This window comes from Alphaproteobacteria bacterium (genome assembly GCA_041396705.1).
Classification (GTDB): Bacteria; Pseudomonadota; Alphaproteobacteria; order CALKHQ01; family CALKHQ01; genus CALKHQ01.
Map to the genome: position 1 here is coordinate 177,794 of JAWKYB010000006.1, position 19,989 is coordinate 197,782.

A 19,989-nucleotide genomic window follows, 5' to 3' on the forward strand; every position below is an offset into this window, starting at 1 on the left:
CGGGCGATGGCAGACACCACGATACTGGCCGAGCGGCAAAGGGCGACCGACGCGGGGCGCTGCCAACTGTACTGCGCCGTCGACACCGGCGACATGGCGCGTGCCCGCGACCTGGTCGCCGCCGTCGGCCGCCACGTCGACGGCATCAAGCTCGGGCTCGAATTCTACTTCGCGCAGGGGCCGGACGGCGCCCGGGCGATCGCCGAGGCCTGCGGCCTGCCGATCTTCCTGGACCTCAAGCTGCACGACATTCCCAACACGGTCGCCGGCGGCATGCGCAGCCTGCGCGCGCTGGCCCCGCACTACGTCACGATCCACGCGGCCGGCGGGCGCGCGATGCTTCGCGCCGCCTGCGACATGGCGGCGGAGAATGCGGCCGCCACCGGCAAGCTGGCCACGCGAGTCCTGGGCGTGACCGTACTGACCAGCATCGACGACCGCGACCTCGCCGAAACCGGCATCGTCTGCGCGGCCTCGGACCAGGTCCGGCGGCTGGCGGCGCTGGCGGCGGATGCCGGCTGTCCGGGCATCGTCGCCTCGCCGCTGGAGATCGGGCTGGTCCGCGCGACCTGCGGGCCGGCGGTGGACATCGTCACCCCCGGCGTGCGGCCGCACGGCAGCGCGGTCGGCGACCAGAAGCGGCTGATGACGCCGCGCGAGGCGGCCGACGCCGGCGCGACCGCGGTCGTCGTCGGCCGGCCGATCACCGCCGCGCCAGACCCAGCCGCGGCAGCCCGCGCGATCGCGGCGAGTCTGGCGACGCCGCCGCGTTAGAGGGCGGCGCCAGCGCCGCCAGCACCTCGTCGACCAGCGACGGGCCGCGATAGACCCAGCCGGTCATCACCTGGACCAGGGCGGCGCCGGCGTCGAGCCGGGCCAGGGCGTCGGCGGCCGACATCACGCCGCCGCTGGCGATCAGCGTCAGCCGGCCGCCGGCCTGGGAGCGGATGCGGCGCAGCTGGGCCAGCGCGCGAGCGGTCAGCGGTGCGCCGCTGAGACCGCCGAGCCGCCCGGCGTCGGGCGAGCGCAACCCGGCCGGCCGCGCGACGGTGGTGTTGCAGACGATCAGCCCGGCGAGGCCGGCGGCGACGGCGCGGTCGACCAGCGCTGCCTCGTCCTCCGCCGTCATGTCGGGGGCCAGCTTGACGAACAAGGGCGGCCGCCGGGCGAGCCGCGCGTGCGCCGCGGCGACCGCGTCCAGCACCTGGGCCAGCCGGTCGCCGGTCTGCCAGTCGCGCAGGCCCTGGGTGTTGGGCGACGACAGGTTGACGGCGAGATAGTCGGCGACCGGGCCGAAGCGGCTCACCCCGAACGCCATGTCGGCGGCGATGTCGGTCGAGTCGCGGTTCGACCCGACGCTGACGCCGAGCCGGAGCCGCGCATCGGGGTTGGCCTCGCGCCAGTGCGACAGCCGCCGCGCCACCGCCTCGGCGCCGTCGCCGGGCATGCCGAGGCGGTTGACGATGGCGCGGTCGGCTTTCAGGCGAAACAGCGCCGGCCCCGGATTGCCGGCCTGCGGCCGCGGGGTGACGGTGCCGATCTCGACATGGCCGAAGCCCATCCGCGCCAGCGCCGCGATCGCGACCCCGTTCTTGTCGAAGCCGGCGGCGAGGCCCAGCGGATTAGGAAAGCTGAGCCCGGCGGCGAGGGTCAGCGGGCCGCCCATCGGCCGCCGGGCAATCGGCAGGCCCAGCGCCAGCGCGCGAACCGCCAGCCGATGCGCGAGCTTCGGCGGCAACGTCAGCGCGAGGCGATGGGCCAGCATGGCGGCGCTATTCCGCGGCGATCGCCATGTTCTGCGCGTCGCGGTTCGGCACCAGGCCGCTCAGCTTCATCGCCCGCATCATCCGGGTCAGCCCGATGCCGCCGCCGAAGCGCGGGAAGAAATCATGGCTGAGGAAGTCGTCCAGCTCGCGCTGCACCCGCTCGCGGCCGAACTGCGCGAACAGGATGTCGGCGTACATGCCGTTGCTGATCGAATGGAACAGCTCGCGCATCTTGACCGGGTCCGACGAGCGCTCGGCCGAGCCGATGGTCTCGATGCCGTGCAGGATGACGTCGATCTTGTTGGCGGTGTCGCCCTCGGTGCGCATGTTCCAGAACGGGCTGGTGTAGATCGGGAAGTGCTCCAGGAAAAACACCGGGCCGTGGGTCTGGTCGATCCGGGTCTCGATGTCGCCGGTGATCTCCTTGACCTCGAACGCGGCGGCGGTGTCGAGATAGGTCTGGTGCACGAACGACGCCTTGGCGCCGAAGCCGAGATAGACCAGCAGGTCCTCCTCCAGCGCACGCAGCTCGTCGATGCCGCCGCGGGTCTCGAATTCGAACATCGGGAAGATCAGGTCGTGGCGGCCGGGCACCGGGTTCGGCTCGTTGCGGAAGCTGGTCGAGATGCAGAAGAAGCCGGGCGCGTCGGGGTTGGTCAGCAGTTCGTGCTCCAGCCACATCTGGCCGGTCTGCGGCAGCGGCCACAGCTGGCCGCCGTAGTTGTACGTCGCGATCGTGCGCGGATCCTCGCAAGCGGCCAGGATCGACAGCCGGCTCTGGGTGTGTACCTCGATGAAGCCGCGATTCTCGAAGAAGGCGCGCAGGCGCTTGACCGCATAGCTGTAGTCGTAGGGGTCGATCATGTTCGATGCCATGGCGCGGTGCTCCTTTTCAGGCCAGGGGGAAGACAAAAAAAATGCCGCCCAACGGCGGCTCTGACGGGTGACTCGGTCGAATCGGCACGACCGGGGGGACGGGACGGGTTCGCCCGCCCCACTGCAGGGCGGGCTGGCACGCGCGCTCAAAAAAACGCCGCCCATTCCGGCGGCGCTGCGCGTGCGTTCGATTTCTCATGACCAGTTGGGTCATGCCCGGCCCGTTCCCGAAGGTGTTGCTGATTGGCCGGAGTGGATATGCGATTCGGCAGACCGATTGCAACCCTAAATATGACCGAAGCGTGACGGCGACCCACCAGATGTTGGGCCAGGGCGACCGAATCCCAGGCGGCCGGAACCGGGGCAGCCGGCATCATGTCGCAGGCAGCCGCACCGTGAACCGGGTGCCCCGGCCGGGCGCGCTGTCCGCCTCGACCGCAATGCCCAGCCGGGCCGCGACCTCGTCGGCGATGGCGAGACCAAGGCCCTCGCCCTGCGAGGCCTCGCCCTTGCGACCGGCCCGGCGGAATTCGGCCAGTGCGGCCGGCGCCATGCCCGGTCCGCTGTCCTCGACCACGACAAACGCGGCCTCGGCCGTGGCCCCTGCCGTGACGGAGACGTGGCCTTCGCCCGTGTACTTGACCGCGTTGGCGACCAGGTTGCTGACCAGCCGCATCAGCGGCAGGACGGGGACCGCGACCTGCGCATCGGACCCGACAACCTTGAACGCAAGGCCCTTGGACACCGCCTCCTCGCGGAACATCTGCTCGACGGTGCCGGTGATCAGCGACAGCGGATAGGGCTCGGTCCGTTCGACCTGCGCGCCGTCCTGCGTATCGGCCGGCGCGTCGTCGGGCTCGTCCGCGTGCTCGGGAAAGGCCGCGTCCTCCGGCTCGCCGCGCGCTTCGGCCAGATAGGTGCCGGTCAGCCCCTCGAGATAGTCGAACGACTCCTTCAGGCGCGCGCGCACGGCCGAATCGCGGTCGGCCACCAGCGAATCGAGCGACAGGCGCAGCGAGGCGAGCGGCTGCCTGATGTCGTGGGTGGCCGATGCGAGCTGGCGCTGGCGCAGGGCGGCAAGACCGCGGGCGCGGGCATAGTTCTTCTCGCTCTCGAACAGCTCGCGATTGAGCGCGGCGTCGCGGCGGGCGGCGGCGACCTCGCGCTGCAGGGCGGATTGGTGGTCGCGGCGCAGCTGCAGCACGAAGCCGAGCAGGATCGCCATCGTCACCAGGCTGGTGACCAGGTAGACGATGCGGTGCGCGTTGTAGATCACGAACGGCGGTAGCGGCACGCCGGCGATGAACATGCCGACGAGGGTGGCGGCGGCGACGGCGACCGCCAGCACGCCGACGAGGCCGGCGGTGCCGAGCCCGCCGGTCGGCCGGCGCAGCAGCGGCAGCAGGGCGACGACCTGGGCGAACATCATCACCACCCAGAGCATGTAGCCGACCACCACCAGCACCCCGGGCTCGACGACCGGGATCAGCGCGTTGACCGCAATGCTGACGGCGGCGAGGCCACGGGTCGCCAGACGGAAGCGCGGGCTCGGCGCCTCGCTGTCGCGCTGCGCCGCCGCGACCAGGAAGCCGACCGCGCAGACCAGATACCAGAGCACCAGCGAGGCGATAGCGTTCCACTGCGGCCAGGACGGCCAGAGGAACTGAAAAGTCAGGCCGTCGATCTGGGCGTTGAGCAGGGTGCCGAACGCGAACAGGACGGCGTAGTACAACCCGGTCCACGCCCGCACCGCATAGCTGAACACGGCGAAGAACAGGATGCTGCCCAGGCTGAAGACATAGAACGCGGTGCTGAACACCGCGTCGCGCTCCAGCATCGACCGCAGGCTGGCCTCGGACTCCAGGCTGAACGGCAGCACGGCCGCGCCGCCGGCGGTGAAGCGGATCGCCAGGACCGCAGGCTCGCCCGGCTGCAGCGTGAACGGCCCGCTGATCATCGAGCGGTGCGGCACCGGCCGGCGGTCGAACGGCTCGTGCACGCTGGTATCGAGCGTCGCGGTCAGGCTGCCGTCGGCGTGCCGGACCCAGACGGCGACGGCGGGAAAGAACGGGGCGAACAGCGCCGCATGCCAGGTCCCGGGCGCGTCGCCGGCATTGTCCAGCCGCACGAACAGCCAGAAGGTGCTGAAAACGTTGCCGAAGTCGACCGTGTCGCCCGGAACCGGCGCAGCCGAGCCGGCATCGAAGGCGGCCAAGGCCTGTTCGAGCGTGAGGCGTCCGTCACGGTCCTCGATATAGGCGATCGCGCGCCCGGGCAGATCGGCGGGCCGGCCGACCTCCAGGTCGACGGCGCGCCCCTGCCCCGCGCCGCCCACGGTCGCCAGCAAGATGGCGAACACAAAGGCGGCCAGGGCTCGCCAGCGGCGCGGACCTGCACGGGACCGGGCAGCGACCCGGCTCATCTTCCGCCTCCCGAAGCGCGTCCCCGCGCGCGTCACGGACGCCAGACCCGTCAAGGCGCAGGTTCTGCCATGCCGGTCTGCTCCACCGGCCTGCGGGCCGAACCGCCGGACCCGGATCCCCGGCTTGCGATCGCGATCCGGAAGCGCGTGCCCTGGCCCGGGGCGCTCTCGACCGCCAGCGCCAGGCCGAGCTTGGCAGCGATGTCGTCGGCGATGGCCATGCCGAGGCCTTCGCCCTGCGACGCCGCGCCCTTGCGGCCAGCCTGGCGGAACTCGGCCAGCGCGGCGGGCGACATGCCCGGCCCGGTATCCTCCACCGTGATGAACGGGCCATCGCCGTCGGCCCCGGCCAGCACCGCGACCCGGCCGGCGACCGTGTACTTCACCGCATTCGACACCAGGTTGCTGACCAGCCGCATCAGCGGCAGCACCGGCACCGTCACCTCGACATCGTTGCCGCCGACCTCGAAGGCGAGCCCCTTCGATACCGCCTCCTCACGGAACATCTGGTCGACGGTGCCGGTAACCAGCGACAGCGGATAGGGCTCTGCCCTCTCGGCCGCTGCGACCTCCTCGTCGGCGTCGCCGCCATCCGCCGCGGTGTCGGCCTGGCCGGCCTCGCTGCGCGCCTCGGCCAGGTAGGTGCCGGTCAGGCCCTCCAGATAGTCGAAGGCCTCCTTCAGCCGGTCGCGCACCGCCGCGTCGCCGGTGGCGGCCAGCGCATCCATCGACAGGCGCAACGAGGCCAGCGGCTGCTTGATGTCATGGGTGGCGGTAGCGAGCTGGCGCTGGCGCAGCGCCGCCAGCTCGCGGGCGCGGGCATAGTTCTTCTCGCTTTCGAACAACTCGCGGTTCAGCTCGGCGTCGCGCCGCGCCGCATCCACCTCGCGCTCCAGCGCCCGCTCGTGGTCGCGGCGCAGCTGCAGCACCGAGCCGTGCAGGGTCATCATCGTCGTCACCGCGATCAGCAGAAAGGCGATCCGGTGGATGTTGCCGAGCAGCAGGGCCGGGATCTCCACCCCGGCCAGGAACAGCGCGATCAGCACCAGGATCGTGCCGCCGGTGAGGCCGGCACCGATCGTGCTGGTCAGGCCGAGCCCGCCGCGCGCCCTGACCAGCGGCACGCCGGCCAGCACGTGGGCGCCGATCATCGCCACCAGCAGCAGATAGGCCGCGATCATCAGCCAGCCCAGTCCGGCGAACGGCACCGGCACGATCAGCGCCAGGCTGCCGAGGGCAAAGCCATTCATCGCCCGGCGGAACCGCGGGCTGGCGACCGCGACGGCACGCTGCACGCCGGCGACGTAGAAGCCGAGCGCGCAGACCGCCAGCAGCAGAGGCAATGCGGCATAGCCGTTCCATATCGGCCAGTCGGGCCACAGGAACTGGAAGGCCAGCCCGTCGATCTGCGCCAGCAGCAGCAGGCCGAGGGCGAACAGGGCCGCATAGAGCAGGCCCGCCCGCGACCGCGTGGCGATGCTGGCGAAAGAGAAGAACAGGATCGAGGCCAGGCTGAAGGCATAGAACAGACCGGACAGCCAGGCATCCTCCACCATGAACGCCCGCAGCCCGGTCTCGGACTCGATGCTGAACGGCAGGCTGCTGCCGCCGCCGGCGGTGTAGGACAGCACCAGGTCGCCACGGCCATGCGCGGGCAGTTCGAAGGCCTCGCCGATCAGGAAGCGATGCGGCACCGGCCGTGCGGCAAAGGGCGCGCGGCCGTCGCTTTGCAGCAGGACCGTGTCGCCCCGGTCGGTGCGCAGATGCACCGTGAGGTCGGGCACGAACGGGGCGCGCGTCGCCACATGCCAGCGGCCGGCGCGCTCGCCCGGTTGGCGACCGCGACGAACAGCCAGAAGCTGTCGAACGCGTGCCCGAACTCGGCCGACTGGCGGCCCAGCGGCTGGGCCGCGCCGGCATCGTAGGCGGCCAGCGCCTGCGCCAGGTCGAGCGTACCGTCGGGATCGCGGATGTAGCTGATCTCGACGCCGGCGACCGCGGCGCTCTCGCCGGCCAGCAGGTCGAGCGCCGGCGCCGCGGTAACCGCCGCTAGCACCGCGAGCACCGCCGCCGTCAGACCGGCCAGGGCGCGCCAGGGTCGCGCCGGCATGCGGAAATGCCTCATAATGGCCCCCGTGAACCGGCCCCGCCCGGCCGAATCAGTTCGAGGTCCGTGTGAGCGAAGTCGATCCCTTCACCATCCGCGCCGTCGTCGCCGACGACCACCAGATCGTGCGCGCCGGCCTGAAGGGCGCGCTGGAGGCGCCGGGCGTCGTCGGCACCACGCCGATCCGGGTGGTGGACGAGGCCGGCGACGGGCTGGCCGCCATCGCCGCGGTCAAACGCCATCGGCCCGACCTGCTGCTGCTCGACGTCTCGATGCCCCATGCCGGCGGGGTCGAGGTGCTGCTGGAGGTGCGGCGCTGGAGCCCGCAGACCAAGGTGGTGGTGTTCACCGGCATCAGCGCGCCGGGGCTGATCGGCGACCTGATCGACGCCGGCGTCGACGGGCTGTTCTCCAAGGCCGCCGACAATGCGGAGATGTTCGCCAAGCTGCCGCTGATCGTCAACGGCGGCCGGCACATCGCCGCCTATTTCCTGGCCCGGCTGGAGGACCAGCCGAGCCGGCACAAGCTGACCGACCGCGAGCGCCAGACGCTGAACATGATCATCGCCGGCCGGTCGAACAAGGAGATCGCCGCCGGCCTGGGCATCAGCATCAAGACGGTCGACAAGCACCGCACCAGCCTGATGCAGAAGCTGGAGGTCAACTCCGTCGCCCAGCTGGTCGCGCTGGCCCTGAAGGAAGGGCTGATCGACCCGGCGCGCGAACTCTAGGGCGCCGTATTGGTCCGCCGGACGATCTGCGCTCGCTGCGTCGGTAGTCATCGTCGGCATGCATAGCCCAAGCCGGACAGGGTGTCGCGCTTGCGACCGATGCGCGGGACGGAGCCACCGGCGCACGTTGCCGCGCCAGTGGGCAACGCCAGATGCGCCTTCGGTTTGTTGGAGATCGACCATGCTGTACACCTCTCCAAGCCGGGTGGGCCGAGGCCGCCCGCGGCGGCGATCTGTAGAAGATTAGGTGCGTCTGGACTGCGGTCGTATGGGGTCAACGCCCCATTTCTGCCCAGATCAGGCAGCGACGCCGGGTGAAGAAACGATCGGGGCGGCGCTTTGAAGCGCCGCCCCGACAGGTTGATTGATGTCTGCCGATCACATGCGCGTCGAGCAGGTGCCGGTGCGAGTGTCGATGCCCTCGGGCTCTAACACGGAGCGCATCAGTAGCCGACGAAATAGAAGCTGTAATGGTTGAAGTTCAGGCTGTCGGATCTGACGCCGTTTCGCTCGGAGCCGTAGAATTCCCTGCGATGGCCGGCCGGATTCACCGAGATGTTGCCGCCCTCCCAGCCGATCGCGCCGGCATGGACCCCGGCCAGGCATAGCTGCGACGTTGCGTCGTAGATGTTGGTGCCGACCACCGCCAGCGGCATCGAGGACGGCTGGACCGGCCCGCAATGACAGGTGAATACCTGCTCGACATCCGGGACACCCCAGATCGTCTCGGGGCATTCGAACTGCGCCACCGGCCGGACCGGCCCGTTGCCCGGCCCACCCGGGAAGCCGGTGCCCGGCTGTATCGGCACGCAGCCGACGACGGCCGCGACGGCGCCCAGGGCGGCGGCCCAGTGCAGGATGCTGCGCCGGACCCCGGCATCGAAGATGCTATCGGTCATCCCGGTCTCTCCATTCCGATGCCGTCTCACGCTAGCGGGCACAGTCGACAAAGGTCACCCGCTGGCACGGTTCGCCGCTCTGACCGGTGCAGATCGACCCGTCGCCATAGCGATAGGTTCCGACATCGATCGGCTGGGATTCCCCCCAAACCGCCACGGTGTAGCCCTGTTCCCTGCAGAACGCGTGGAAGTTCTCGTCGTTATCGCAGTCGCCTGCGGTGTAGCACCCGTCCAGCCAGACCCCGCCGGCCCGCGGGTCGATGAACCTCTGGCGGTCGGGTCCGGCGAACCCGGGCGCACCGCCACCGGCAGAAGGGGCGCCAGTGGACGGGGTGCCCGGCAGGAAGGGGCCGGGGCCGGCAGCCCGGCCGACCGGCACGCACGCGGCGAGTGCCGTTGCAACCAAGACAGGCAGAATGAGGCCGGCCAGGCCGGCGCGGTGACGCAAATCCATGGTGTGCTCCCGGTTGGGTGGGCAATGCGGAACGTGGACAGGAAGATCGCCGCGGTCGGGCACAGAGGAAGCGGCCGGATACAGGTTGCCGTCCATCGGTGTTTGAGCCAGTCGCGCACGGAACGCCAGCAGCAATTCGGTTGCGCATGGGCAAAAGGGCGATGGCCCGACTCGGGTGGAGGGCCGCGGCGGGCAGACCGGCTCAGCGGCCGCCGAGATACTCCGCCGCCACCATCTCGCCGAACGGGAAGCCGAACTGGCAGGCATCCGCGCCGGTTACGTCGAACACGGTGCGCTGGCTGCCGGAAGGACAGGCCCAGCACTGGCCAAGACCGATATCCCAGAAGCCGGTCCCGCCGTTGCTGGCGATGCGCTGCTCGCACGCCGGGGTGGCGACCGGCACGGGCACAAATACCTGCTGCGGCGCCGGAGCCGGCTGCGGGTTGCCGCCGAAGCCGGGACCGGGCTTGAAGCCCTGGCCGACCGGCACGCAGGCGCCGAGCGAAGCCGCAGTCAGAACCGCAATGACCGCAAATCCGCGCCCGCGGCCCAGACCGTTGCGTACCGCCTTCTCGAACATCACAACCTCCATTCGCGTCGACGCCGCGCCTTGCGGTCGTCCGATGTGATGTGAAGGTAAGCGGCGGCGCCTGCCTGCGTTATGGGGTCGATACCCCATTCTGCGGCCCGGCCCTGGGCGTGCGCCTGCCGTCAGCGGCAGATCGGGTCAGGCAAGGCCGTGCCGCGGCCATGGCTGTCGGTCCGCAGCGCCGGGCAGCAAGGAAGCCCTGGTCCGCATACCGGTTCGGGCTCAGAGCGCCTTGTAGTTGGCCCACTGCTGCGGCTGCGGTGCGCCGATCTGCACCGCGCCAAAGTTCGCCTCCCAGGGCGGGCAGCATTGTGCGTTGTTGTACCAGAACTGCACATATTCCTGGGTCTCGGGCCGATTGCTGTTCCGGTAGATCCAGCGCAACTCGGCTCCCGTCACCGTCCGCACCTTGTCCGTCGCGCTGGTCTTGAACTCGTTGTTCGGGTTGTTCGGTTTCGTCGGATGCTTCCAGTTCTTCGCCAGAACGCCGGCCAGATCCAGGTCGTCCAGGACGAAATGCAGATGCCGATTGGAGGTCACGCAGAAGTTCAGGCCCGCTTTCGATTTTGCGCGGAACAGCGCATTGTTCATCGAGGCCTGATTGTCGTAGGTTATGTTCGGTGCGTTGATATATTTCGGGTGATTCTCCAGGGAATCCAGATACGCATTGTTCAGGTCTTGCCGCTCACCGGTGAACTTGTTCGCGACATCATTCCGCGACGTCGACAACTGCTTCATGGTGGTCACCGGCTGTGAAGTGTTTGCCTTGAAGGCGATGCCCTGGTTGCTGGTGACGTGCTGCTGGAATGCCGTGATGCTCTCCGCGACCCCGAAGATGAAGTCACCCTGGGTGTACGGTCTATAAGGCGCCTTGAACGGCATGGGTGTCTCTCCGCGAGAGCCCGGCACACGGCAACAGCGCTGCGGAATTCTGGAGCGCGCCTTGTGCAAGTCCCGCCGGCCGCGATCTTGCGCGCCGCACCCGCCCTTTGCAACTGACCTGCCGGACACCATCCGGACATCTGCGGCACGGCCGGCCTGCTGGCGGCAGGGCGCCCGGTCAAGGCGGGCCGTTCAGGCCCACCAGTCGCCGCGCTTGCTGGCACGCGCGGCCGAGCGCAGCATCGCCGGGTCGACCGTGCCTTCGTCGTCGATGTCGAGCAGCCAGCGCATCGCCTGGCTCATGCGGTCGTAGAGGCCGGGGGTCAGGTGGGCGCGCTGCACCAGTTGCTGCGGCAGGTCGCGGCGGGTGTAGGTCAGGTGCAGCACGCGCCGGCGCGCGCCGCCGACGTTGCGGGTGCCGCCATGCCAGGTGCAGGAGTTGAGCACCAGCACCGACCCGCGCGGCGCGGTGAAGAACACCTCGCCGGGATAGGGCGCCGCCAGATCGGCCGGCACCCGCGCCGCGTCCTCCGGCGACAGCGGTTGCGGCGTCCAGTCGCCGACGTTGACATAGGGCACGTTGATCGGCGCCCAGCGGTGGGAGCCGGGCACGGCCCGCGGCGGCCCGTTCTCAAGCGTGATGTCGTCGAAGGCGAAGATCGCGTTCAGCACCCACCAGTCGTCCGGGCGGTTCTTCGGCACGTCGACGTGGATGTCCTGGTGGCCGCCGCCCTTGTGCGGGTCGCGCAGGTTGGCGCCGTGCACCTTGAACGGGCCGAGCAGGTGACGGGCGGCCGCCAGCACCGGCGCAATGGCCAGGCAGCGGTCGAAGGCGTCGGTCTTGTTGAAGATGTCGGACACGCGCGAGGCGGTCGGCTCGATATGCACCTCGTGGCCGCCGCGCGCACCCTCGGCCGCGCTCAGCCGGTCGAACGCCGCACCCATGCCGTCGCATTCGGCGGGGGTCAGCACCCCCTGGCGCGCGAAGAATCCGTCCTTGTCGAGCGCGGCCCGCTCCTCCGGCCGCAGATCGGTCGGCCGCACGCCGAGCGCATCCAGCGCGGATTCGATGTCCATGGCGCCCTCCCCCGCAACACCCATCCGGTCGATGCCGGATGCTCGCGCCCGTGCCGGCGGCGCACAACCGGCGTGGACGAACGTGTCGCAGGGCCGCTTGGTCGCAGGGCCGGCGGACGCCGCCGCCGCTTTAACCGGCCGGGTCGGGTATCAGCACGCGGTGCATGTCCAGCACCGGCGCATGGGTGCGGTCGATCCGCGTCAGCATGGCGTGGACCTGGCCGCGGTGGTGGGTCTGGTGGTTGAAGAAATGCGGCACCAGCACGGTCACCGGGTCGTCGAAGCGGCGCCCCTCGTTGTTGACGTAGCCGATGGTGCGGTCGAGGAACGCCGGGTCGAGGCCGGCGAAGAAGGCCTCGATCCGCGCATCCTCGGCCTCGCGCGCCGCGCGCAGCTCGGCGAAGCCGTCGAACGGGACGGCGTCGAGGCCGGTCGACGGCACCGTCGCGCCGGCGAACCGCGCCATCCAGATGCGGTCGCCGACCAGGATGTGGCTGAGGGTGCCGTGGATCGAGCCGAAGAAGGCGCCGTGGTCCTGCCGGCGCTGGGCGTCGGTCAAGCCGGCGCACACGGCATAGAGCCGCCGGTTGGCGCCCCGGTTGTAGGCGGCGTGCTGGCGGAACAGGGCGATCAGCCGCTGCGGCATCGCGGCCGCGCTCAGTTCGAGCGGGCGATGCAGAAATCGATCACGGCCGAAAGCTCGCGCCGGGCCGGCCGCTCGGGGAACATGGCAAGCGCCGTGCGGGCCTGCTCGCCGAACCGGCGCGCCTCCGCCTTGGTGTCCTCCAGCGCGCCGCACTGCTGCAACAGCGCCATCGCGTGGGCGAGATCGCCGTCGCGCTGGTCCATGTCCTCCAGCGTCCGCTTCCAGAAGGCGCGCTGTTCGGCGGTGGCGTGCTGGATCGCGAACACCACCGGCAGCGTCATCTTGCCCTCGCGGAAGTCGTCGCCGACCGACTTGCCCAGCAGTTCCTGGCTGGCGGCATAGTCGAGGAAGTCGTCGACCATCTGGAACGCCATGCCCAGGTTCATGCCATAGGCGTCGAGCGCGTCGCGTTCCGCCGCCGGCCGGTCCGCCACCACCGCGCCGATCTTCGCCGCCGCCGCGAACAGGGTGGCGGTCTTCGACCGGACCACGGTCATGTAGTCCTCGACCGAGGTGTCGAGGTTGCTGGCGATGGCCAGCTGGTGGACCTCGCCCTGGGCGATCACCGCAGAGGCGTTGGACAGGATCTCCAGCACCTCGAGCGAGCCGTCGGCGACCATGAGCTGGAACGCGCGCGTGAACAGATAGTCGCCGACCAGCACGCTGGCCTGGTTGCCCCAGACCGCATTGGCGGTGTCGAGCCCGCGGCGCAGCTTGCTTTCGTCGACCACGTCGTCGTGCAGCAGCGTGGCGGAATGGATGAACTCGACGCAGGCGGCCAGCCCCAGGTGCCGCTCGCCGCGATAGCCGCAAAGCTGCGCCGCCGCCAGCGTCAGGATCGGCCGCAGCCGCTTGCCGCCCGCCGCGATCAGGTGCCCGGCCAGCTGCGGGATCAGCGGCACCGGGTTGTCCATGTTGTCGACGATCAGCTGGTTCACCCGGGCCAGGTCGTCGCCGACCAGGGCCAGCAGCCCGTCGAGCGACGGCGGCTTGCCTGTGGCGGGCGGCTCGGCCGGCCGATGCTGCGGGCGGGTCTGTGCTGCCCCGGTCACGGTGCTCCAATCCTGGCCAGCGCGGCGGGTCGGCTTGACGGTCCGCGCGCACAGGGAGCAGAGAGAGGTCGGGCGACCGGTCAAGCCGCGCCGCATGCGCATGCCTGCGCGGCGACGCCTTGCCGCAAGCCACGGTGGTGGCGCGCAGCCGCCTTCACTCGGAACGGGCGGCATGAAGGAACTGCTGCGCAGCTACGATCCCATCGCGCTGTCCTGGTTCACGGCCGTGCTCGCCGACGCCGGCATCGAAGCCGAGATCTTCGACCAGCAATCCGGCAGCCTGCTCGGCCCCTCTTTCCCATTCGCGCGCCGGCTGATGGTGCTGGACGAGGACTATCACCCGGCGCTGCGCCTGCTGGAAGAGGCAAGGGCGGCCGGCCACGACCTGTGACGGCGCGCATGCCCCGGCGACGTCCGTCACAGTGCCGCATGAACCCAAGCGCTACATTCGGCGACAGAGCCAGAGGGTGCGCTGTGCACCCGGCGACAGGGGGATGTCATGCGGCTCAGTCACGCCATGCTGATCGCGGGGATGATGACCTCGGTCAGTGCATCGCTCAGCCTGATGGCGGCGTCGCTGCTTCAAGACGACGGCCTTGTCGGCACCGTGCAGGGCGAGGCCGCGCCGGCGGTCCAGCCGCAGGACCCCGCGCCGGTCGACGTCGGCTGACCGCGCCCAGGCCGCGCGATGCCCGGTCGGCATCGCACCGCCAGCCTGCCGCTATTGGCGCGACGGGCGCCGAATGCCGATATCCGCACTGCGCCCCGGTCGCAGGGGGCGGTCCGGATCAGGAGCGGCAGCATGCACCGTCCGCGCGAATCCTTCGCCTTCGAACGCATTGCCCGACGGACGCCGCCGCGGCTCGGCCTGCTGCTGGCGATCGCACTGGTCGGCGCCTGGTTCGGCCTGATGACCTTCGCCCTGGTGGTGGAACCGATGCGCCACGTGGCGGTGCCGCTGGCGGAACGGGATGCCTGACCGGTTGGTGCCGGCCGCCGGCTATTGACCCTGCTGCTGGCCCAGCCCGCGCTGCTCGGCGTCGATCGACTGGGTGTAGTAGTAGGTGCGGGTGAATTCCTGCAGCAGGTCGTCCTCCGCCAGCAGGATCGCCATCACCTCGCGCAGCGCGTTCTGGCGCCGGGTCACCGCGGCCAGCGCGACCGGGTCCTGCCGTGCGGCGATGAAGATCTGCCCGGCGACCAGCCGACGGGTGAAATCGGACAGCCGATACCAGAAATACAGCCCCATCTCGACCCGCGTCGGCACCAGGCTGGCCTGCCACGGGCCGGTGACGATCGCCATCGACAAAGGGCCGTCGACCGCGGCCACGGTGCCGGCCTGCGCCGCGCCCTGCGCCCGCTCCAGCTCCGTCTTCAGCGCCAGCGCCTGGGTATAGCGCGTCCAGGCAAAGGGCTGGGTCGGCGACTTGACCAGCGCCGCCCGCGTCGCCGCCATCGCCTCCTCGGCGAGTTGCGGCCGCAGTTCCTGCGCGCGCGGGTCGTCGAGCGCGGCCAGCGTCAGCAGCAGCTCGCCGAGTTCGGCCTGGGCGCGCGGACCCGGGTCGCGCGCCGCCGCGGCGCGGCGCGTGTCGATGGCTTCGAAGATGGCGCCGTAGTTCACCTGCTCGCTGCCGCGGATGCGGCGCAGCGTGTCCTGCGATTCGGCGAGTTCCAGCCCGGCCATGATCCGCGGGCCGGCGACCAGCGCGATCGCGGCCGCGACCGCGATCACGCAGACCAGGCTCAGGCGCTGCAGGAACATGGGGCCACGCTAGCGGTCTTCCGTGTAGTACTTCTTGTAGGCGCTGGAATAGTAATACCCGGAATCGGCGTAGTCGTACTGGGCCATCTTCTTGGCGTTGACCTGAGTCAGCAGCACGCCGGCCAGGTCGCCGCCGGCATCGTAGGCCTGGCGCACGCCGGCGACCGCCGTGTTGCGCTTGGTCTTCTCCCAGCGCACCACGTAGACGGTCTTGTCGCAGCGGCGCAGCAGCAGCAGCGCGTCGGACACCGCCATGATCGGCGGGGTGTCGAGCACGACCAGGTCGTATTCGCGGCTCAGCTCCGCCAGCAGCTTCAGCATGGTCTGCGACTGCAGCAGCTCCGGCGGGTTCGGCGTCTTCGATCCGGCGGTGATGTAGTGGAGGTCGCTGTCCGGGTCGATCTCCAGCACCTCGGCGAGCTTGGCCTTGCCGGTGAGATAGTCGGCCAGGCCGGCGTTGTTCTCGCGGCCCAGCACCTTGTGCACCGACGGCCGGCGCAGGTCGCAGTCGAGGATCACCGCCTTCTGGCCGGACTTCGCGGCGAGGATGGCGATCGACAGGGCGGTGGAGGTCTTGCCTTCGTCGGGCAGCGAAGAGGTCACGCACACCGTACGCGGCGGCGCATCGGCGCTGGACAACAGCAGCGCCGTTCGCAGACTTCGCACCGCCTCGCCATAGGCGGAGTTCGGGTTCTCCATCGCGACGATGTGCGGCTCCTTGCCGCCCTTGGTCATCGGCATCAGGCCCAGCGCCGGCGCGCCGGTCATCGTTTCGACCTGGGTCATGCTGCGGAAACCGGCGTCCATGAACTCGGCCAGCAGGGCGAGCACGGCGCCGATCACCAGCGAGCCCGCCACCGCGGCGGCCAACATCAGCTTGGTGTTGGGGAAGGCGGGCTGGTCCGGGACCACGGCCTCGGAGATCACCCGCGCATCGGCCTGCACGGTGTCGTTGGTCTGGGTCTGGACCTCCATCTGCCGCGCCAGCAGCTGCTGGTAGAAGGCATTGGCGTTCTCGACCTGGCTCTGCAGGCTGACCAGCTCGGCCTGGGAGCCGGACTGCACCTCCAGGTCGCCCTCGAGTGCAGCCACCTGCTGCTCCAGTGCCGCCACGTTGGACCGGGCCAGCTGCAGGTCGTTCTCCAGCCGGAGCCCGATCTTGCGCACCTCGGTGCCGATCGAGGCCTGCAGGTTGCCGAGCTCGGCCTGGGCGGCACGCAACTCCGGATAGTCGGGGCCGTAGCGCGTGCGCAGGTCGGCGACCCGGCGCTCCACGTCGGCTGCCTGCTGGCGCAGGCTGGCGATCAGCGCGCTGTCCATCACCGCCGGGATCGAATCGATGCCAGCGCCGGTCGCGATCATCTGCTGGACCTGGTCGTAGGCGGCCTGGGCGATCTGCGCACGGTTGCGCGCCTCCAGCAGGTCGGCGCTCAGCCGCGCGACCTGCGTGGTCAGCAGGGTGGTGCCCTCGACGTCGTAGGTGCCGGTGGCCTGCTGGTAGTCGGACAGCGCCTGCTGCGCCGCCCGCAGGCGCTGCTCGGCCTCGTCGACCTGCTGCTGCAGATAGGCGCTGGCGCCGCCTTCGGTCGCCTGCACCGCCTCGATCTTGCTCGAGATGTAGGCCTGGACCAGGTGGTTGGCGATCCGGGTGGCCAGATAGCGGTCGGACAGCGCGACGATCACCTCGATGGTCTGCGCGCGGTCCGACGGCTTCACCGTCAGCACGCCGAGCAGGTTCTGGATGACGAGGTCGCGCGTCTCCTCCGGCGTCAGCGGCGAGGCCACCGCGGTCGGGTCCTCGCCGTCGGCGATCAGCCGCTCTGCCAGCGCGTCTTCCGCCCGGCCGGTGTCGTCGGCGGCGTCGCCGCCGCCGAACAGCGAGGAAATGCCGCCGACGATCGAGTCGAGCACCGAGCCTTCGTCTTTCGCCAGCAGCGGGTTGAACAGCGGGCTGGCGACCAGGTCGAGCTCGTCGACCACGCGGCCGGCAAGCTGGCGCGAGCGCAGCACCTCGGCTTCGGTCTCGCGCGCCTCGATGTTCGGGTTCTGCGCCGCCAGCAGCGGGTTGCCCGGCAGCAGCTGGGCCTGGTCGATCTGGACCAGCAGCGTGACCTTGGCCTCGTAGATCGGGGTCAGCTGGCGGATGAACAGGTAGGACAGGCCGGTGAGCAGCAGCACGACGGCGAGGATGAAGTACTTGCGCCGCTTGACCGCACCGATCACCCGCTTCAGGTCGAGGCCCTCGTCCTCCGGCGGCGGCGGCGGGGCCGGCGAGTAGTAGGCCAGCTCCGTGCTGAGTTCCTGCGACTTGCGGGCAACGGGCAGTTGAGTGACGGACGGCAGGCTCATCTTGCGCCCCAGACCTGTGACAGACACCGCGCCGTCGCTTCGGCGCGCCGATCCACGGGGTTCAGCGACCGCTGGGGCCGCTCCGTGCAGTATGGCAGATTATACGTTGCCGCTTTGCAAAGTCCTAAATTGGGGCGGCATCGGCCGCGGCGTTATCCGCGCTGGCGAGAAAGGTCGGCGCCGACCGCGCCGACAGCCAATTGCTCAGAACAGCCGGCGCTGCACTTCGACCGTGTCGCCGGGCAGCACGATCGTATCGGCCGTGGCCCGCATCTCCTGGCTGCCGGTCTCGTTCTGCCGGTAGATCACGAACTCGGCCGTGTCGGCGCGCCGGGTATAGCCACCGGCGATCGCCACCGCCTGGCGCACGGTGACGCCGCGGACATAGGGATATTCGCCGGGGGTGTTGACCTGGCCCAGGATGTAGAACGGCCGCGAGTTGAGCAGCTCGACGCTGACCCGCGGGTCGACCAGGTAGCTGCCGCCATAGGCCGCGGTCAGGTCGGTCGTGATGGTGTCGACGGTCTGGCCGCGCACCGGCAGCCGGCCGATCAGCGGCATGGTCAGGTCGCCCTGCTGGTCGACGATGAAGTTGCCGGACAGGTCCGGGTGGCCGAACACGATGATGTTGAGCTCGTCGCCCGGGCCGATCAGGTAGACCGGCGGGCCGCCGGCCGTGGTCGCCGGCTGGCCGCCGTCGCCCGTACCGGCCGCGACCGTGCCGCCGTCGCCCGCGCCGGCGGAGCCCGTCGCCGGCTCGTCCTCGAACAGGCTGCATCCCGAAACCGCCAGAGTCGCCGCAATCGCCAGCGCCGCGTTGGCGATCAGCCGCACCAAACCGCTCATCGTCGAACCCTCATCCAATCCGGTCACATGCGCAGCAGCAGATTCAGGATCAGGCTGTTCGAGCTGTACGACTCGTTGACCGCATCCGAATCCCGGCGCTCATAGAAGTACTCCGCACCGATCACGACATTCTCGCCGAGATAGTAATCGGTAGATATTCCCGCTCCGTAAAAATCGTCGTCGCGGCTGATTCCGTTGAAATTCTCGCGGCGATACAGGCCCTCGCCCGACAGGATCCAGTTCGGCAGCAGCTCATGGTCGACATTGACGGCGAACTGGTCGTTCACCTTGCCGGCCGAGTTGGTCAGCGTGGTCTGGTCGATGTAGCGGTCGAAGCCGGCCTCCACCGTGGTCAGTTCGTCGACGTTCCACAGCACGGTGCCGCCGAAGGTGATGCCGGAGATCGAGCTGAACGCCGGATCGTCGTAGTCCTGGTTCTGATAGCCGATGCCGCCGCGGATCTCCCAGACCTCGTCCGGGTCCCACTCGGCACCGACCACCACGGCATAGCCGTTGTTGTCGCGGTTAAAGCCGTCGTCGTCGGGTTTGCTGTCGTAGCTGACCCAGTTCAGCGACGGCTCGACGAACACCGACAGGTCCTCCTGCAGCTGGTGCGACAGGCGGACGAAGGCGCGCTGCTCGGTGCGGTCGCGGTCGTCGTTGTTGATCGTGCCGCCCGGCCCGCTGGCGTCGTCGTAGTCGTAGGCGAAGAACTCGTATCCCGGCTCGACGGTCAGCAGCGGGTTGTCGTAGCGCGCGCCGATCTGGCCGCCCCAGCGGTCGTAGGTGGTGATGTCGAACTGGGCGCCCGGATCGTCGACGTCGCCGCGGCCCTCATGGCTGGCGCGATACTCGACGCGGCCGTTGATGTCGATGTCCTCGGTGACGTCGATGCGCCCCTCGGCGGCGGCCAGGCCATCCAGATAGTCCTCGCCGGACAGGTCGACGAACTTGCCGTACTCGAGCCCGCCCTCGATGGCCAGGAAGTGGTTGTCCCAGTCGGATTCCAGGCGGATCAGCGGGGTCACGCGGAAGATGATGTCGGAGTTCTCGCCGGTCTCCTCGCGGAAGACGTTGTCGTTGAACTCGACCGAGAAATCGACGGACGGAAACACGATGAACGAGCCGAACGCGGTCTCGCCCTCGCGCGGCCGGGTCGAATCCGGCGCGAACAGGCGCCCGGTTTCCCAGAACAGCAGGTCGAGCGGCAGGCCGAGAGGCTCGTATTCCGGTCGGATCCGCTGCGACACCGATTCGGCCCGCGCATCCGCCCGGGCTTCGCCGGCGGTGACCGCAAGGCCGACAGCAGCCGCCAGCAACGGCAGCGCCAGCCCGTGCGCGGACCCCAGCCACCTGTTCGATGCCGATCGGTTCAGCACTGCGCACTCCCTTTCCGGCAGCGGCAGTGCGGCGCAAGGTCGATCCTGACCTGTCTCGTCGCTCTCACCCCTGCCCCTTCATCCCCGTCGCAACGCAGCCTTCGCGCGGCGAGACCGCACGGTCCACCCGGGCGATCAAAGGCACAGGCCAG

The 19,989-nt window shown here is 69.9% G+C and carries 21 protein-coding genes; 5 read left to right on the top strand and 16 right to left on the bottom strand.

Features of this window, described 5'->3' with window-relative positions; translation table 11 throughout:
* The first annotated feature begins 6 nt into the window (after positions 1–6).
* The gene (gene pyrF / locus R3F55_10450; protein MEZ5667834.1) at positions 7–774 is read left to right on the top strand and encodes an orotidine-5'-phosphate decarboxylase; all 768 of its coding nucleotides are present in this window, start codon (positions 7–9) and stop codon (positions 772–774) included.
* On the opposite strand, the gene R3F55_10455 is transcribed toward pyrF, so the two are convergent.
* The 5 genes from R3F55_10455 to R3F55_10475 form a co-directional block, all read right to left on the bottom strand.
* On the bottom strand, positions 704–1,765 hold the full coding sequence (locus R3F55_10455) for a quinone-dependent dihydroorotate dehydrogenase (protein ID MEZ5667835.1): 1,062 nt from the start codon (positions 1,763–1,765) through the stop codon (positions 704–706). The genes pyrF and R3F55_10455 overlap by 71 nt on opposite strands.
* 7 nt (positions 1,766–1,772) lie before the next feature.
* Positions 1,773–2,642: an amino acid--tRNA ligase-related protein gene (locus R3F55_10460; GenBank protein MEZ5667836.1), complete on the bottom strand. Its 870-nt coding sequence runs from the start codon at positions 2,640–2,642 to the stop codon at positions 1,773–1,775.
* Between the two features lie 373 nt (positions 2,643–3,015).
* The gene (locus R3F55_10465; GenBank protein ID MEZ5667837.1) at positions 3,016–5,064 is read right to left on the bottom strand and encodes a 7TM-DISM domain-containing protein; all 2,049 of its coding nucleotides are present in this window, start codon (positions 5,062–5,064) and stop codon (positions 3,016–3,018) included.
* 50 nt (positions 5,065–5,114) lie between these two features.
* Positions 5,115–6,848: an ATP-binding protein gene (locus R3F55_10470; GenBank protein MEZ5667838.1), complete on the bottom strand. Its 1,734-nt coding sequence runs from the start codon at positions 6,846–6,848 to the stop codon at positions 5,115–5,117.
* A complete protein-coding gene (locus R3F55_10475) occupies positions 6,740–7,174 on the bottom strand; it encodes a hypothetical protein (GenBank protein MEZ5667839.1) in 435 nt (144 codons plus the stop codon). The genes R3F55_10470 and R3F55_10475 overlap by 109 nt, the downstream gene beginning before the upstream one ends.
* 65 nt (positions 7,175–7,239) lie before the next feature.
* Here R3F55_10475 and R3F55_10480 point away from each other — a divergent pair, with 65 nt between their 5' ends.
* Positions 7,240–7,902, top strand: coding sequence for a response regulator transcription factor (locus R3F55_10480; protein ID MEZ5667840.1), 663 nt, complete (start codon positions 7,240–7,242; stop codon positions 7,900–7,902).
* Between the two features lie 443 nt (positions 7,903–8,345).
* On the opposite strand, the gene R3F55_10485 is transcribed toward R3F55_10480, so the two are convergent.
* The 7 genes from R3F55_10485 to R3F55_10515 form a co-directional block, all read right to left on the bottom strand.
* Positions 8,346–8,801, bottom strand: a complete 456-nt coding sequence (locus tag R3F55_10485) for an LCCL domain-containing protein (protein MEZ5667841.1) — start codon at positions 8,799–8,801, stop codon at positions 8,346–8,348.
* 31 nt (positions 8,802–8,832) lie between these two features.
* On the bottom strand, positions 8,833–9,351 hold the full coding sequence (locus tag R3F55_10490; GenBank protein ID MEZ5667842.1) for a hypothetical protein: 519 nt from the start codon (positions 9,349–9,351) through the stop codon (positions 8,833–8,835).
* 106 nt (positions 9,352–9,457) lie between these two features.
* Entirely contained in the window at positions 9,458–9,835 is a 378-nt protein-coding gene (locus R3F55_10495; GenBank protein MEZ5667843.1) for a hypothetical protein, read from the bottom strand.
* Positions 9,836–10,066: 231 nt separating this feature from the next.
* Complete coding sequence (locus R3F55_10500) at positions 10,067–10,726, bottom strand: hypothetical protein (GenBank protein MEZ5667844.1); 660 nt, start codon at positions 10,724–10,726, stop codon at positions 10,067–10,069.
* Positions 10,727–10,918: 192 nt separating this feature from the next.
* The gene (locus R3F55_10505) at positions 10,919–11,803 is read right to left on the bottom strand and encodes a phytanoyl-CoA dioxygenase family protein (GenBank protein ID MEZ5667845.1); all 885 of its coding nucleotides are present in this window, start codon (positions 11,801–11,803) and stop codon (positions 10,919–10,921) included.
* A 130-nt stretch (positions 11,804–11,933) separates the two neighbouring features.
* On the bottom strand, positions 11,934–12,449 hold the full coding sequence (locus R3F55_10510) for a DinB family protein (GenBank protein ID MEZ5667846.1): 516 nt from the start codon (positions 12,447–12,449) through the stop codon (positions 11,934–11,936).
* Positions 12,450–12,460: 11 nt separating this feature from the next.
* Entirely contained in the window at positions 12,461–13,420 is a 960-nt protein-coding gene (locus R3F55_10515; protein ID MEZ5667847.1) for a polyprenyl synthetase family protein, read from the bottom strand.
* A gap of 253 nt (positions 13,421–13,673) precedes the next feature.
* Here R3F55_10515 and R3F55_10520 point away from each other — a divergent pair, with 253 nt between their 5' ends.
* The 3 genes from R3F55_10520 (at position 13,674) to R3F55_10530 (ending at position 14,480) form a co-directional block, all read left to right on the top strand.
* Positions 13,674–13,892, top strand: a complete 219-nt coding sequence (locus tag R3F55_10520) for a DUF2007 domain-containing protein (protein ID MEZ5667848.1) — start codon at positions 13,674–13,676, stop codon at positions 13,890–13,892.
* A gap of 108 nt (positions 13,893–14,000) precedes the next feature.
* Positions 14,001–14,171: a hypothetical protein gene (locus R3F55_10525; GenBank protein ID MEZ5667849.1), complete on the top strand. Its 171-nt coding sequence runs from the start codon at positions 14,001–14,003 to the stop codon at positions 14,169–14,171.
* Positions 14,172–14,303: 132 nt separating this feature from the next.
* Positions 14,304–14,480, top strand: coding sequence for a hypothetical protein (locus R3F55_10530; GenBank protein ID MEZ5667850.1), 177 nt, complete (start codon positions 14,304–14,306; stop codon positions 14,478–14,480).
* A 21-nt stretch (positions 14,481–14,501) separates the two neighbouring features.
* Here the strand turns inward: R3F55_10530 and R3F55_10535 are convergent, their stop codons facing one another.
* The 4 genes from R3F55_10535 to R3F55_10550 all read right to left on the bottom strand — a co-directional run bounded on the left by R3F55_10535 (position 14,502) and on the right by R3F55_10550 (position 19,837).
* Positions 14,502–15,263 (bottom strand): hypothetical protein, encoded by a 762-nt coding sequence (locus R3F55_10535; protein ID MEZ5667851.1) that lies wholly within the window; start codon positions 15,261–15,263, stop codon positions 14,502–14,504.
* A 9-nt stretch (positions 15,264–15,272) separates the two neighbouring features.
* Positions 15,273–17,612 carry a polysaccharide biosynthesis tyrosine autokinase gene (locus R3F55_10540; GenBank protein ID MEZ5667852.1) on the bottom strand — a complete coding sequence of 780 codons (2,340 nt, stop codon included), beginning with the start codon at positions 17,610–17,612 and terminating at the stop codon, positions 15,273–15,275.
* Between the two features lie 204 nt (positions 17,613–17,816).
* The gene (locus R3F55_10545) at positions 17,817–18,458 is read right to left on the bottom strand and encodes a polysaccharide biosynthesis/export family protein (GenBank protein ID MEZ5667853.1); all 642 of its coding nucleotides are present in this window, start codon (positions 18,456–18,458) and stop codon (positions 17,817–17,819) included.
* A gap of 23 nt (positions 18,459–18,481) precedes the next feature.
* Entirely contained in the window at positions 18,482–19,837 is a 1,356-nt protein-coding gene (locus tag R3F55_10550; protein MEZ5667854.1) for an outer membrane beta-barrel protein, read from the bottom strand.
* Between the last annotated feature and the right edge of the window lie 152 nt (positions 19,838–19,989).

Coding starts and splice junctions, on each gene's coding strand:
- pyrF (MEZ5667834.1), top strand. CDS start 7: ATGGCAGACACCACGATACTGGCCGAGCGGCAAAGGGCGACCGACGCG.
- R3F55_10455 (MEZ5667835.1), bottom strand. CDS start 1,765: ATGCTGGCCCATCGCCTCGCGCTGACGTTGCCGCCGAAGCTCGCGCAT.
- R3F55_10460 (MEZ5667836.1), bottom strand. CDS start 2,642: ATGGCATCGAACATGATCGACCCCTACGACTACAGCTATGCGGTCAAG.
- R3F55_10465 (MEZ5667837.1), bottom strand. CDS start 5,064: ATGAGCCGGGTCGCTGCCCGGTCCCGTGCAGGTCCGCGCCGCTGGCGA.
- R3F55_10475 (MEZ5667839.1), bottom strand. CDS start 7,174: ATGCCGGCGCGACCCTGGCGCGCCCTGGCCGGTCTGACGGCGGCGGTG.
- R3F55_10485 (MEZ5667841.1), bottom strand. CDS start 8,801: ATGACCGATAGCATCTTCGATGCCGGGGTCCGGCGCAGCATCCTGCAC.
- R3F55_10490 (MEZ5667842.1), bottom strand. CDS start 9,351: ATGGACGGCAACCTGTATCCGGCCGCTTCCTCTGTGCCCGACCGCGGC.
- R3F55_10495 (MEZ5667843.1), bottom strand. CDS start 9,835: ATGTTCGAGAAGGCGGTACGCAACGGTCTGGGCCGCGGGCGCGGATTT.
- R3F55_10500 (MEZ5667844.1), bottom strand. CDS start 10,726: ATGCCGTTCAAGGCGCCTTATAGACCGTACACCCAGGGTGACTTCATC.
- R3F55_10505 (MEZ5667845.1), bottom strand. CDS start 11,803: ATGGACATCGAATCCGCGCTGGATGCGCTCGGCGTGCGGCCGACCGAT.
- R3F55_10510 (MEZ5667846.1), bottom strand. CDS start 12,449: ATGCCGCAGCGGCTGATCGCCCTGTTCCGCCAGCACGCCGCCTACAAC.
- R3F55_10520 (MEZ5667848.1), top strand. CDS start 13,674: ATGAAGGAACTGCTGCGCAGCTACGATCCCATCGCGCTGTCCTGGTTC.
- R3F55_10525 (MEZ5667849.1), top strand. CDS start 14,001: ATGCGGCTCAGTCACGCCATGCTGATCGCGGGGATGATGACCTCGGTC.
- R3F55_10530 (MEZ5667850.1), top strand. CDS start 14,304: ATGCACCGTCCGCGCGAATCCTTCGCCTTCGAACGCATTGCCCGACGG.
- R3F55_10535 (MEZ5667851.1), bottom strand. CDS start 15,263: ATGTTCCTGCAGCGCCTGAGCCTGGTCTGCGTGATCGCGGTCGCGGCC.
- R3F55_10540 (MEZ5667852.1), bottom strand. CDS start 17,612: ATGAGCCTGCCGTCCGTCACTCAACTGCCCGTTGCCCGCAAGTCGCAG.
- R3F55_10545 (MEZ5667853.1), bottom strand. CDS start 18,458: ATGAGCGGTTTGGTGCGGCTGATCGCCAACGCGGCGCTGGCGATTGCG.